Here is a 13,933-nt window from a genome sequence, read left to right on the forward strand (position 1 = left end):
TTTTTCCCAAACTTTGCGTTTGCCAGATCGCCTTGGCAATCATCACGAGAAAAACGCCTCCAATCGCAGTTTGCGGCGTTCCCAATCAGGCATCATCCGGTTCAGTCCGGCCAGGAATGCTGGGCCGTGATCACCGTGGTCGATGTGGCAAAGTTCATGGGTAATCACATAGTCGATCAAAGGAATGGGCGCCTGCACCAGCTGGTAGTTGAGCATGACGCTGTGTGAATTCCGCAAGTAGCTACCCCAGCGTCGTTCCATGCTCGAAATTTTCAGCTTTGGGCGAGGAGATGTTTTCTGCGTCTTCTTCCAGCATGATCCCAGTCGGTCACCAAAGACGGTAACTGCCTCCCTTTGGTACCAGCGATGCAGTCTGTTCCGTATCCTCGCCGGTTCATCGGCGGGCACCCCTCCGACGATAATCCGACCACCCCTACGTTCGGTTCCGAGCTGATCCTTATCGACCTTGAGCCGGTATTGGCGGCCGAGAAAAAGGTGCGTTTCGCCCGCCACAAACTGACGCGCGGGAATCGCAGGCGGCAAATGTGACACGAGATCCAGCTTATCGAGGATCCACGCAGCGCGCCTCTGCAGCTTTTCGTCGATGCGCTCCTGCTCGGCTTCCTCAGGTGCGGTGACGATCAACTCGCCATCTGTCGTTACTGAAATACCGAGCGTTTTTCGCTCGCTTCGCTTCAAGCGGTAATCCAGGCGTTCCCCGCCGAGTTCGATCTCACGATCCTCGGTGATCATGAATCTGCCCGGCGTTTGGCGATTTTGAGGGCCGCGTCCATCAGCTGGTCCATCTTGGCTTCGTCGAGGCCATATTGCCCTTGCCGGTCGCGGATTTCGTCGAAGAGGAAGTCGTCCATTTCCTGACGCATGGCCTGTTCCACATCAGGGTCATTGGTCCAGCCAACCCTTTTGTGGCGCTCGATGATCGTGAAAAAATCCTTGGCGATCAGTTCGGCGATCATGGGGCTGGCATCACCTGAGATATCCTGCATATCATCCAGAGCCTGGCGGTAAAACGCGCCGAGCATCGGATTACCCTGAACGCCTGCGGGAAGATCATCGGCCTTGCCGCCTGCCTTGCTAACCATTTCGCCGCGGATGGCTTGTGCCTTAGCCAGATATTCGGCTTCGCTCAGGCGGTTGGCTTTGAACTCGTCAATAATGGCTTTCACCATCGCGGCAAAACGGCGGTAGAGCGCGGGGTCGTCCTGCATCCGCTCGGTAATCGTGCGCGTTGCTGCGGACAGGATCGTATCTGCGACAGAAGCAGAACTGCCTGTTTGCTGCTCGACCGCCTGCTTGAAACTCTCATTGTCGAAGATGTCGACCGGCGGGACAATCGGAATGATGTCGCTGGTATCGATATGCTTGTCGAGCAGGGTCCGGATGGCCGCCTGATAGCGGCGATAGTCGTAATCTTCAGCCGCCTCTCCGTAGCGCAGCCGCACGGCGCGGCGCAGCTCCTCGAAGCGTTTTAGATCGGACTTGTAATTGGCGATCGCGCTTTCCGATGTGTTGTCGATGAACGACTGCGACGAAAACGCCGTCTGCAGTGTGCGGGCAAAGGCGCTGAGACGGTCATAGAAACGCTTGCGGACCACCTCATCACGGAGGTGTCGCTGATAGGCTTCCATGTCGAAAGTGTTGGCAACGCCCTTGAACAGGTCGAGCAGGGCAGCGTGTCGATCTGGCAGCTTCGCGACCTCGTCGCGGATCGACTGGACGGCTTCGGCCACATCTTCTTCGTCGTAACCGTCGAAGGCGCTGTAATCGGTCAGAGCCTGATCCAGCTCGCCGAGAATGCCGACGTAATCGACGATCCGGCCATGTTCCTTCTCATGCAGCGGATGCCCGTCCTCAGTTTCCTCCGAGCTGGAGAACAGCCGGTTCACACGGGCGATGGCTTGCAGCAATTTGTGATCGCTGAGCTTTTTGGCGAGGTAGAGCGTCTGGTTGCGCGGAGCATCGAAGCCGGTGAGCAACTTGTCGACCACGATCAGCACATCGGGGCCAGTGCCGGCGATAAAGGCGCGGATCGTGCCCTTCTCGAACTCCTTCAGCGAATGCAGTGCGGTGACTTCCTTGAGATAGGCCTTCACCACATCATCGTCGTCATCAGCACCGACCCGGTCATGCCCGGTGCGCTCATCCACGTCGGAGATAATCACTTCGCTGGTGACCAAGCCAATCTCGTCCAGCATCCGCTTCAACAACACCGCCTCGCGCTTCCACGGCGCGACCAGCTGAGCGCGGTAGGGGGTGCCAGCCAGGTTCTGCTGGAAATCATTGCTGACGTCCCACGCCATTTCGCGCAGCCAGGGCTGAACCCCCTGCACGATGTTGGTGCGGGCCATCTTGCGCTTGAGGTCAGCCTTCTGCTCGGTCGAGAGATCCTTGGTCGCCCGGTCGAACCATTTGTCGAGCTGGCTTTCCTGCACGTCCATATCGACGTGGCGGCCCTCGTACAGCAGGCGCACCACCGCCTTGTCCTTCACGGCGCGGTCGATCTTGTAATCGTGGATCAGCCCGCCAAAGCGGTCGAAGGTACTCTTTTCCTTCTTCAGCAGCGGGGTACCGGTAAAGCCGACATAGGCCGCGCCGGGCAGGATCTTGCGCATCTGGCGATGCAGGCTGTCGATGTCGGTCACGGTCTGGCTGCGATGGCTTTCATCGACCAGCACGAAGATATCGGCATCCGGATCGGAGAAGTTGCCTGCCGCAGTAAGGCCGGAACGGAACTTGTGAATCAGCGTGGTGATGACCGGGCGCTTGTCGCGGAGCAGGCGGATCAGCTCGGCGCCGGTGGCGGCCTGTTCGGGCTCCTTGCCGGTGTGGCGGAAGGTCTTGGTCAGCTGGTCGTCCAGATCGGTGCGGTCGGTTACCAGCACCAGTCGGGCCTTGGGAAATTCGCGCTCGATCGCGCCGGCCAGCATCACCATGGTGAGCGATTTGCCCGATCCCTGCGTGTGCCAGATCACGCCGCCCTTGCGCCGCCCGTCGTGGTCCAGGTGCTGCACACGCTCCATGGTGCGCCGCACGCCGAAGAACTGCTGATAACGGGCGACCTTCTTGATGCCGTTGTCGAACAGGGTGAAGCCGCGGATGATCGGCAGCAGGCGTTCGGGCGAGCACAGGCCCACCAGCGTGCGGTCCAGTTCGTGCGGGAAGCGGCCGCCAGCGCCCGGGTCCATCAGCCCTTCATGCGCGCGGCGGTGGTGGCTGAAGTCGGTCCAGATGCGCGCGGTTTCTTCCGGGTCGAGCCCGCGATTGATGGCAGCGTGCAGCTCGCCCTCGGTCATTTCCTCTTCGCGCCAATGCGCCCAGAAGGGGGCTGAGGTGCCGGTGGTGGCATAGCGCGGTTCGCTGTCATTAGCCGCGATCAGCAATTGCGCGGGCACGAACAGGCGCGGAATTTCACCATCGGGGTTCTGGTTGCGGATCGTCTGGCTGATCCCCTCGGCCACACCGATGGAGCTGCGCTTGACCTCGATCACCACCAGCGGAATGCCGTTGACGAACAAAACGATATCGGGCCGCCGCGTATCGTCGCGCCGCTCACGCCGGACGGGGAATTCGGCGGTCATGTGGAAACGGTTGGCGGAAAGATCATCCCAATCGATGAACTTGAGCTGCCGCCCCTTGGTTTCGCCATCCACGGTCATGTCTACCGAGGTGCCGAGCCGGAGCATGTCGGTGGCGGTGGAATTGGCGGTGAGCAGCCCTTGGCTGAGATCGGCGGCAAGGCCCTTAAACCGCTCAATCCCCTCGCGCACCGCAGATTCGGTGACGGGATAGGTGCGGCCACGCTGGCGCACGCTGTTCATTGCCATCATCCGCTCGGCCAGCACATCTTCCAGCACGATGTTGTCGAGCCGCCCGCGTCGCTGCGCCTCCACTTCCACGCGCGACAGATAGCGCCAGCCAAGCCGCGCCACCGTCATCAGCGCGGGCAGCTGGATGCCGCCTTCCTCGGAGGTGGAGAAGCGCGGGCCGGAGGTCACAATGCCCACTCCGGGTGACGAGCGCCCTGATAGAACGACACACAGGGCGTGTCCGGCGTCTGGCCGATCTTCTCACGCTGTGGTTCGAGAATTTCGATCAGGCCCTTGTAGTAACCCCGTTCACCGGCATAGGCTTCATCAGCCGATTTCAGTTCGAGGTGGCGACGATAGACGTAGCTGATTGCATCCGCGACCTGCACCAGCGACGAATGATCGGATTTGATGGCGAAGGCCGTGTTGATGATCTGATCGAAGCGATCTTTGGGCTTGCGAGGTGCCCAGACCCTTTTGCCCTTTTTGGTCACCTTGCATTGGTACAGACCGTCGTACCAAGGCTCACAGGTATACAGCCCGCCCGAAAGCTTGGGCATTTCCTGCTGATTGTCATCCATAATCAGCACGGTCAGGCCCTTGCTGTTGGATACGCCTTGCATCTTCTTCTGCACTAGGGCGCTGGTGAACATGGCAGAGGCGAGCCAGTAATTCCCTTCGAAGGGATGCTTGTGCCCGGCGGCAATAGCCGCATCGAAGGCATTGAACGACAGGCCGATGCCGAACAGCTTGCCGCCGTTGCTGACGGCGAGCTGGCAAACATCGGTGAGGAAATCCTTACGCTCCTGCGCATCAATCTGATTCCATGCACCCTTGCCGTTTATGAACTTGCTCGTCTTCAAGTCAGCACGATTGCCGGGATGTTTTTCAAACAGTGCTTCGAGCTTGGCATCGAAATCCGCTGTCTTCTTGCGCAGCTTGTCGGCATCAACCATCAGGCCGCACATGGTGAAGACGTCACCCTGATCACGCCCGCCGCTTTCATCGACATAGATGAACTTCATGCGGCGCGCTCCTCTGCTTTGGGCAGCAGAGCATCGATGCTTTCCGGCACACGCCACTCCCCGGTGAGTAGCTTCTGCATCAGGCCGCGCTTCTGGGTGCGAAGGTGTGAGAGTTCGCACATGTGAACATCGAGTTCGGCTTGTGCCGCGTCCACCAGCTTGCTCAGGGCTTTGATTTCGTTTGGATCAGTGGGCAGTGCCAGTTGGGCCTGCAGGAAGTTCTGGTTGGTGACAGCGATGGTGTTTTTCGCTCCCTTCTGCACAACTGGCGTGAGCAGACGGCCGGCGGCGGACGGCGATGCCATTAGCGCGTCCAGCACGTTACCCAGTTCGCGGCTTGCAGGCGTGAATACACCGTAGAGTGGAGAGACGATTGCCGCATGATCGAGCTTGCTTTGCTTGATGATGCCAAGCGGAAAATCGCCGGTCGGGCTCTTAGTGTAAACGATGTCGCCGGGCAGCACGCGGTTGTAGTGATCGGTGGAAGCCGCCGCGAAGGAGCGGCCCAGATGTTCGATCTGGTTAACCAGCCCGCGATGGACGCTGACAGAGTGGACTTCCTCGGTGCCGGTGCTGGACTCGCCATGTTCGAGCAAGAGCTTAGCCAATTCGAGCGTCTGCCAAGGAGCATTGAAGCCTTTGAGCCGGGTTTTGCCGGTTAGGACCTCAGCGCGAAGCCACCGAAGCCGTCGGGCCTTTGCCCCAACAAGATGTTCGGTAATGGCGATCACGGCATCCCATGCGTCCAATACCATCGCAATCCTTTGCTGAATTGGTTTCACGGGCCATCGAACTGGGATTTCGAGAAAGTCCTTCGGATACAGACGAAGGCGGTCGTTAGTAAGGCCATAGGAATAGGCCCAGAGCATGTAGAGGCCGTGCTCCGACTTGAACCAGTGAGCGGCAAATCGGGGATCGACCGTCGGCTTGGGGCGCATCACCCCGTAAGCCGGGCTGACATTGGCCGGCTCAGCCGCCAGGCCAAGGGCCCCCTGCCACATTCGCATCATATTGTAGGCAATATCGCCTGGCTCAACGAGCAGATGTTCTTCCGCTTCGAGGCTGGATTTCGTCTTCCGCTCTTTGTCCCGCTCAAGATCCTCTCGCGGGACGAGCCCGTTGTGCATCGTCACGGACATGAGCGGCAGACCTGCCCGCCCTTTGCGCTTGCTGGACGTGAAGTAGTAGGAAAGCTTGCGAAGCTCCGGGTCAGCCATTGTTCTTCCCCTTCGGCTTCTTCCCCGCCTCGATCTTTTTCGCCGCCTGCGTGGCCTCCAGGAAATGCTGCTCCACCGCGCTCGGCGCATCGATCGTGCGGGTGTTCCATTTGCCATATTCGGCTTCCGCCTTGGCCTTGGCCACCTCGGCGGAGATGCGTCCGGCATGGGTGAGGATATCGCGGTCGCTGATGGTCAGGAACTGGTCGAGCTTGGCGATCCAGTCGGCCATGAACATCTGCTTGCGCCCCTGCGCCTGCAGTTCGGCATAATCGAGATAGAGCGTGACGATGCGGTTGAGCGTGTCGATCTCTTCGGGCGAAAGGTAGTTCTTGGCCACAGCAACATCGGACTTGCGCGGCGGGTTGCCGCGCGGCTCTCCAGCCCAGCTGGTCAGACCCATGTGGTCCTTGTCAGCGTCGGCGCGGGCATGGATTACTTCGGCCGCAGTATGGCCGTGCGCGGCCCAGTGCATCTTGTTCTGCACCGTCTGGAAGAAGCGCGTGCTCGTCTCGTCCTTCGGGTCGTAATCGGCGCTGGTGGCGTAGATCTCGAGCACCTTCTTGTAGAACATCTTTTCCGAAGACCGGATGTCACGGATGCGCGCCAGCAGCTCGTCGAAATAGTCGGTGTCGGGATCTTTCAGCCTGGCATCGTCCATGACGAAACCCTTCACCAGATATTCGGACAGCGCCTGCGCCGCCCACCGACGGAACTGCATGCCGCGCGGGGAACGAACGCGGAAGCCGACTGCCAGGATCATCGGCAGGCTGTAGTGCGCGACGGTGCGCTCGACCTGCCGTGTCCCCTCGGTCCGAACTATTGAGTAATCCTCAATGGTTGCCTCATCAAGCTCGCCATCGTCCAATATACCTTTGATATGCTTGTTGATATTGGAAACGGTGGTTTGGAATAGTTCGGCCATGTCCGCCTGGCTGAGCCACGCATTTCCATCGCGTGCCTGCAGGCGGATGACGGTTTCGCCATCTTCGGTCTGGTACTGGATGAGTTCGCTGGCCATCAGAGGGGCTCCACCTCGATGCCAAGCTCCTTCAGGAAGCCGTTCATGCGGTTGCGCGTTTCCGCCAGCTGCTTTTCGAGCGCTACGATCTCGCGCTGGACTTCGGCGACGTTGATTTGCTCCTCAGGCTCGAACGTATCGACATAGCGCGGGATGTTGAGGTTGTAGCCGTTCTCGCGGATTGTCTCGCGGGTGACGGGTTCGGCATAACGTTCGACCGCCTCTCCCGCTCGGAAGGTATCGACGATCCGTTTGATGTGATCCTCGTTCAGATCGTTCTGCTTCTTGCCGGGATCGAATTCGCGGCTCGCATCGATGAACATCACCGTGTCGGCATCGGCCCGCGCGCCGCCTTTCTCGCGCGCACGGTCAAGGATGACGATGCACACCGGGATGCCGGTGGAGGGGAATAGCTGCGCGGGCAGGCCGATAACCCCGTCGAGCAGGTTTTCCTCGATCAGCTTCTGCCGGATCGTCCCTTCCGTGCCGCCACGGAACAGCACGCCATGCGGTGCGATCAGCGCCACACGCCCTTCGCGCGGCTTGGCGCTTTCGACCATGTGGCTGATGAAGGCATAATCCCCGCGCGATTTGGGCGGGATGCCGCGGTGGTAACGGTGATAACGGTCACCATCGGCCTTTTCGTGGCCCCACTTCTTCAGGCTGAAGGGCGGGTTGGCGATCACCCGGTCGAACCGCATCAGCGAATCTTCGAGCAGGAATTTGGGGTTCGTCAGCGTATCGCCCCATTCGATGCGCGCGCTGTCCAGCCCGTGCAGGAACATGTTCATCCGCGCGAGCGCCTGCGTCTGGTTGGTCGCCTCCTGCCCGAACAGCGCGACATCCGCCTCGCTGGCGTGTTCCTTGCCCTCCTTATCCGCGACATATTCGGCAGCACGGATCAGCAGGGTGGAGGAACCGCAAGCCGGATCGCAAATGCGGTTGCCGGGCGCAGGATCGGCCAGCTTGACCAGCAGCTCGGAAACCTTGCGCGGGGTGAAGAACTCGCCCGCCTTCTTGCCGGCGTCGCTGGCGAAGCGGGAGATGAGATAGATGTAGGTTTCGCCGATCACGTCCTCGGCCGTGTCCTTGCCGGAAAAGCGGGACGGGGAGAAGTCGAGCGCGGGCTTGTGGAAGGTGTCGAACAGATCCTTCACGCGGCGATTACGGTCCGCCGTTTCGCCCAGATTATTGCGGCTGTTGAAATCGACCGGGGTCAGCACGCCTTCCAGCTTGGTCAGGTTGGCATCTTCAATCGCCTCGAGCGCAATATTGACCAGTTCGCCCAGGTTCTCGGCATTGCGACGAGGGTAGAGGTCGTAGAAACTGGCGCCATCCGGGATCTGGAAGCGAAAACGCGACATGCGTCGGCGGACGCGGACCTCGTCGCCATCGTACTGCTGGCTGGCCTGCTTCTGCTCGTCGGCCCAGATGTCGCTCAGGTACTTCCAGAACAGAAAGACGAGGATGTAATCTTTGTAGTTCGCGGCATCGATGGTGCCACGGAATGTGTCGCAGGCATCCCAGGCGGCCTTGTTTACATCGGATTGCTGGACGGGGGTCATTGGGTGGCTTCCTCTGTTGGCATTTCCGCCGCCTGGCGGAGAAGATCGTGGATACGGGCCTGCCGCAGTGTGGCGATGCGTTCGAGCAACAGCCGCTCCTTCGCGGATTCCTGCGCCAGTGCGGCAATCGCACATTGGCGAGAAAATGAGGGGAGGGGGACTACCAGATCCCGTATCGCCCCGATCGGCAAGCGCTTCGCCGCCGAGCCCTCGCGAGAGCTGGAAAAGGTGAGCTGGGTCGACGGGAGGTTGATGTAGTTTGCAACATAGTGCGGGTTGACTGTTTCGGGGTCATTCAGGCGAACAACGGCGAGGTCGAGTGATGCGAAAAGCTCCGGCCCCGCCAAGTCATCCAGGTCGATGGTGGCCGCAAGATTGCTGTTGCCGCGCATTGAGACCACGATGTCGCCAAGCTGCAAATTGGATGTGTTGCCCGATTTTGGCGGCCCCGCCCGCGTGAGTCGATGTGGTAGCGCGCCGCTCCCGTCCAAGTCCCCGACCATCGCCACCCGCGCGCTGGAGCCGTTGCGGTTGACCGCAGAGCCGGTGGCAACTTGCGCCAGATCGACAAGGGAATATTTTGTCATTGGATTCGCAATCTAGCGTTCAAAATCACTTTGATCAATGGAAACGCATTCCAATACGAAATGCCAGATCGGCTGCGCCGGTGAGTTGGTAAATGCGTACTTCACCACCATTCCATTCTCGTTTACGCATATCTCGCCCATCGGTCAGTCCCGAGGGTGAGGCTTAGTAACCTCAAGCAGCACGCGCCGGTCGAACCAGTTTCGGCCGGGTGGCCGTCACGCATGTCCAGGGTCCGCCTAAAGGTGGCGGCGCCTTGTGCGTGCGCAGGGTTACTAACACCCGGCTCGGGTGCGCCTCTCACGATTTGCGAAGAGGTCGCCATGCGGGTCGCCCGACATATTTTCTGTCTGTTTTTCGTCACCTGCGCGATGCCTATGCCGCTCTCTGCGCAGTCCGAAAATGTTTGGGCAGGATTCTGGAATACAATCGGTGGAAGCTACGATGTCGCGCGCGTTGGAGGAGGGTCCGTTGAGGCGCGACCACTGCGGGACAACGCCGACGAAATAATCGGGGCCCGCTTTTTCAAAGAGCGGGGCCGCTCTGATCCCATGGCGGTCACTAACCGGAGCCTGGCGGCCTTTGGCGAAAGTTGCCGAACGCAGTGCGGGACGGTTCTTCCCAACGACGATTCACGGCTAGAGAGCTTCAGGCAGCGCGTCATGGAGCATCTGACCCGACCGACCGGCATGCGCCACCAATGGCGCGGAACTGTAATGATCTGCGATACGGCAAACGGTGAACCACTCGCTGGCTTCGTCGCGCTGGCGAAGGACAATTCGGAAATCTATCGCAGCGGTGACCCAGGCAGCCAGCTGATCGGTTCGTGGTTTGGCGGCCTGCCGAACACGACCGCTATATATCTCTACAAGCCTGATCGCCTGCCAACCCGATCATCACAAATGGCTGCCACGCGGATCGAAGAGCAACGTGTGGAGGGTATACAGGCGAACATGGCCGCCGCGAGACAGGCTGCCGAAGAGTTTCAGCGCGACCTCGCTGTGGGCGATGAAACTAACTGTGGCACCGTGATCGAGGTGCGCGGCCCGATGGCAGAAATCGCCGTACCCATCAGCCGCCCCGCGCCCAATGGTGCCAATACATTCTGGTCTCGGCGTGAGCGGCTTTTCCCTGCCGGAACGGCTGTCTGCACTTTCGGCCTCTGACAATAGCACCGGGCAAGGAGCATCATCGATCATGCGTATCGTTTCCATCCAGACCATCGCCGGCGGCACGGGCGTCACCACGATAGCAACGGAGAAGATCTCGGCGGCCGTAATGGACAGGAAACGGGTGCTGGCCATCGACTTTGGTAACAATCAGATGCTGGAGAAGATGATCTCCGGATGGCATTTCACCCATCTTGGAGATGCGTTGAGCTTATTTTGCCGCGAGCGTCAGCCGCACTGGCACACGATGCAAAGTCTCCCATCGAAATGTCTGCTCCGCCTGCCGAAGGAGAGGTGGGCATATGATCGCTGCGATCGCAGCGCGCTGCTCGAGAAATTCGGCCATGAGACTTTAGCGCACGCGCAATTGCGCCTGCAGGCCAACCTGGTCTCGCTGGGCAAGCATTTCGATGTGTGTGTCGTCGATCTGTCGAAGGCTCATCACCATCTGATGGACATGTTTATCGAGCTCAGTGTCGAGCTCCATTTTTGCGAGCGCCTCAACACGGGTGTGGCAGATTTTGCTGATTACAAGGACCGGTTCCTCAGCCGCCTGACGCCGCTGCCCGGTCAAACGATGTTCAAGCAAGCCGACCGTGGTAATTCACAGCAGTGTATGGATTAGAGGCTCAGTGAAGACGACTGCTTCGCGCCCTCATTCCAGACATACAAAAGGTCGCTGGAAGCTCTTCAAACCGGACATGGGAATGAGGCTTTGAACAATGCGGTCAAGTGGCACTCAAAAGAAGACATCGAACTTGTCTTCAGGGAGACAGGTATGCCGAGAATAAAAGAAGCATCGCGAATCCGCCAGCAAATGCTGGGCTTGAAATTCGGCGGGAAGCACCCGGTTCGTCAGCCTCGGGTACAATTTCTTCGATCGTTGCGGTTAATAGGAGTCCGGCGAGGAAGGCAAGGGTAAGTCCAGTCGCGAAATCTCCTGCATCCTTCAACGCCACGTAACCCGCTGCAGCTCCGAGAACTGGGAGCATTGGGTACGCTGAAAGCATCAACATTCGCTGCATTCTGGGCATTGCCGCAGCTCTGAAATTGGCAGCGATTGCAAAGCCTCCGGGAAGGTTGCCGATGACCTGTGAAGCTGCCAACAACACTCCAAGGCTCGCTGCGACCGCCGCGCCGCTACCAGTCATCAACCCATCTGTCAGCAAATCCACGCCAATCGCAACGTAGGCTCCGACAGTAGTCGCGCGTATCCGATTGCTCGGCAGGCTCGTCCTTATAGCACGAGATAATCTGGCGATACCGACAGAGGCAATAGAGCCGCAAACTAGCCCTACAGCGAGCAGCCAGATCTCGATGCGTTCCATCGCTCTTGGCACCAGTTCCAGGGCCGCGACTGCAGTGGCAAGTCCCGCTGCGGCATGCATTGCTCCGCCCACAAGCCAAGGAGGGGGCTTGCGCCACTCCGCCAATCCAACCCCGATTAAACTGCCGAGCGCCGGCAGCAGTGCGAGCAATAGGACAGAGCCTAGATCCATTGCATCAGCCTTTTCCGGCCCAGCTATTCACGGGAATAGTCAACCTGTGTGGATCGTACCAAGGGGCGGGATCTGAATGGAAGAGATTGATCACATTGAAATGCTCGTCGAACCCAGTGCAAAATCCTGTCGGATCGGCGGCAAGGAACGGCAGCTTCTCGGGTTCACGCGGCGCTACCAAACCGAATTACCTCGTGGTGGAAGGTGTGGACGGCGATCGTGTCTCGCTAGGCATCTGGGCTGCATCCCGCGAGGAGGCGCGCCGTGTTCTATCGCTTGGGGCGATACGCCAGACGGTGTTCGACAAATCGTCCGCGACATATAGTACGCCACTCGTTGCGTCGTATGTCACGCCTACCGGGCGCCCCCTCGCATGCCCGTCTTTCAAGAAACCCGTGAGCACGTCGATGGGCTCGCCGCTCGGACGTCCACCGCGGAAGGGCACGAAGACGACCTTGTAGCCTGACGGATCGGCACGATTCCAACTTCCGTGCATCCCTACAAACGCACCTTCGGCGAACCGGCCTCCCAGGCCACCATCGGTGGTGAAATCGATACCAAGTGCGGCCACATGGGAGCCTAGCGCGTAGTCAGGCACAACGGCCTTTTTGACTAGGTCAGGCCTCGCCGGCTTGATCCTCGGATCGACGTTTTGGCCGTAGTAACTGTAAGGCCAGCCATAAAAGGCACCGTCGCGCACGGAAGTTAGGTAATCGGGGACGAGTTGCGGTCCGAGTTCGTCACGCTCGTTGACGACCGCCCAAAGCTGTTCGTTCCACGGGCCAAAAGCGAGCGCGGTAGGGTTACGGATGCCGGAAGCGAATATCCGACTGGCGCCCGTTTCGCGGTCTATCTCCCATATGACCGCACGGTCCTCTTCGACATCCATGCCGCGTTCGCCGACATTACTGTTTGAGCCGATGCCCACATATAGCTTCGAGCCATCGGGGCTGGCGGTCATCGCCTTGGTCCAGTGGTGATTGATTTTCGCGGGAAGCTTTGTGACTTCGGTACCAGACCCCGCGATTCTGGTCGCTCCTTCGGTATATTCGAAGCTTACCAAATTACCCTGATTGGCTACGTAGAGCGTGCCATCGACCAAGGCCAAGCCATAGGGAGCGTCAAGACCTTCGATAAAAGTGGTCTGGAGATCGGTTTGCCCATCGCCGTCCTCATCACGCAGCAGGGTTAGCCGGTCCCCGCCTTCGACCGGGCTCTTGCCGCGCTTCTTGATCCAGCCTGCGATAACATCCTTAGGCCTTAACTTGGGTGCCTTGCCCCCAGCCCCCTCGGCGACCAAGATGTCGCCATTGGGCAGAACAAGGGTCTGCCGCGGAATCTTCAGATCCTGCGCAATTGCGGAAACGGTATATCCTTCGGGCACGGTAGGCAGTTCGTCCCCCCAACCTTCCGGCGTCGGGATTTCCATCGCTGGCACGAGAGCATCGTTCTGTGCGGGAAGCTCGGGCCGCTCGCCGGTCTGATCGAGATCGGGATCGCTGCTGACCTGGCAGGCGGCAAGCGCGATAGTCAGCGGTAAGGCGAGGTACGAGAGGCGGATCATGCGCGTTTCTCCACCGCAATGGTGCTGTAGGCGATAAAAGCCGCGATCAAGGCAAGGATCGAACAAAGGATCGAAAGAACGAGTCCCAATGTCCCAACGGAATGCCAGCCGTCGCGCGCATGCTGAAAAGCATTCAAAACACCGAGCCCGAACATTGCGGCGACGACGATCAGATAGAGCGTACCGCGGCTTTTCAAGTGGCGGGCACGCCGGAAGAAGAGGCCGAGAAATGCCCAAGCGAGCACCAGACCAGCAAACAGATCCGCCCCGGCGATCAGCCAAGAGGAGAAGTTGGTCCACTGGATCTCCGCCGTATTCAGATAGGTAATATCGGTGAGTAGGGCGGCAGGATAAAGCGCCACGGGAAATGCAAGCAGGATCGCGTGCAACGGATTTGCAAAAGAACGGGAATTAGTGACTGTGCGGTCCATGCGGGCAATCTCCTCTTCCGGCTTTGCCTC

At 59.4% G+C, this 13,933-nt stretch carries 12 protein-coding genes; 2 read left to right on the top strand and 10 right to left on the bottom strand.

All coding sequences use genetic code 11. The features are described from left to right. Positions 1–42: 42 nt before the first annotated feature. Genes PF049_04300 through PF049_04330 form a run of 7 tightly spaced genes read right to left on the bottom strand, consistent with a single transcriptional unit; the run spans position 43 to position 9,242 of the window. Entirely contained in the window at positions 43–753 is a 711-nt protein-coding gene (locus PF049_04300) for a SprT family zinc-dependent metalloprotease (protein WBY17384.1), read from the bottom strand. Beyond that, positions 750–4,016, bottom strand: coding sequence for an HsdR family type I site-specific deoxyribonuclease (locus PF049_04305; protein WBY17385.1), 3,267 nt, complete (start codon positions 4,014–4,016; stop codon positions 750–752). Before PF049_04305 ends, PF049_04300 begins: the two co-directional genes overlap by 4 nt. Continuing rightward, positions 4,013–4,852: a DUF3800 domain-containing protein gene (locus PF049_04310; protein ID WBY17386.1), complete on the bottom strand. Its 840-nt coding sequence runs from the start codon at positions 4,850–4,852 to the stop codon at positions 4,013–4,015. The genes PF049_04305 and PF049_04310 overlap by 4 nt, the downstream gene beginning before the upstream one ends. Beyond that, positions 4,849–6,069: a hypothetical protein gene (locus PF049_04315; GenBank protein WBY17387.1), complete on the bottom strand. Its 1,221-nt coding sequence runs from the start codon at positions 6,067–6,069 to the stop codon at positions 4,849–4,851. The genes PF049_04310 and PF049_04315 overlap by 4 nt, the downstream gene beginning before the upstream one ends. Further along, positions 6,062–7,090, bottom strand: a complete 1,029-nt coding sequence (locus PF049_04320; protein ID WBY17388.1) for a virulence RhuM family protein — start codon at positions 7,088–7,090, stop codon at positions 6,062–6,064. Before PF049_04320 ends, PF049_04315 begins: the two co-directional genes overlap by 8 nt. Beyond that, positions 7,090–8,655 (bottom strand): class I SAM-dependent DNA methyltransferase, encoded by a 1,566-nt coding sequence (locus PF049_04325; GenBank protein WBY17389.1) that lies wholly within the window; start codon positions 8,653–8,655, stop codon positions 7,090–7,092. Before PF049_04325 ends, PF049_04320 begins: the two co-directional genes overlap by 1 nt. Further along, positions 8,652–9,242 carry a hypothetical protein gene (locus PF049_04330; protein WBY17390.1) on the bottom strand — a complete coding sequence of 197 codons (591 nt, stop codon included), beginning with the start codon at positions 9,240–9,242 and terminating at the stop codon, positions 8,652–8,654. The genes PF049_04325 and PF049_04330 overlap by 4 nt, the downstream gene beginning before the upstream one ends. Positions 9,243–9,902: 660 nt before the next feature. Here PF049_04330 and PF049_04335 point away from each other — a divergent pair. Then, positions 9,903–10,406, top strand: coding sequence for a hypothetical protein (locus PF049_04335; GenBank protein WBY17391.1), 504 nt, complete (start codon positions 9,903–9,905; stop codon positions 10,404–10,406). Between the two features lie 31 nt (positions 10,407–10,437). Continuing rightward, the gene (locus tag PF049_04340; GenBank protein WBY17392.1) at positions 10,438–11,034 is read left to right on the top strand and encodes a hypothetical protein; all 597 of its coding nucleotides are present in this window, start codon (positions 10,438–10,440) and stop codon (positions 11,032–11,034) included. A 139-nt stretch (positions 11,035–11,173) separates the two neighbouring features. On the opposite strand, the gene PF049_04345 is transcribed toward PF049_04340, so the two are convergent. The 3 genes from PF049_04345 to PF049_04355 form a co-directional block, all read right to left on the bottom strand. After that, complete coding sequence (locus PF049_04345; protein ID WBY17393.1) at positions 11,174–11,737, bottom strand: hypothetical protein; 564 nt, start codon at positions 11,735–11,737, stop codon at positions 11,174–11,176. Positions 11,738–12,095: 358 nt separating this feature from the next. Continuing rightward, positions 12,096–13,472 carry a sorbosone dehydrogenase family protein gene (locus PF049_04350; GenBank protein ID WBY17394.1) on the bottom strand — a complete coding sequence of 459 codons (1,377 nt, stop codon included), beginning with the start codon at positions 13,470–13,472 and terminating at the stop codon, positions 12,096–12,098. Continuing rightward, a complete protein-coding gene (locus tag PF049_04355) occupies positions 13,469–13,903 on the bottom strand; it encodes a hypothetical protein (GenBank protein WBY17395.1) in 435 nt (144 codons plus the stop codon). Before PF049_04355 ends, PF049_04350 begins: the two co-directional genes overlap by 4 nt. Positions 13,904–13,933 lie beyond the last annotated feature (30 nt).

The organism is Erythrobacteraceae bacterium WH01K, assembly GCA_027941995.1.
Lineage (GTDB): Bacteria > Pseudomonadota > Alphaproteobacteria > Sphingomonadales > Sphingomonadaceae > CAJXSN01.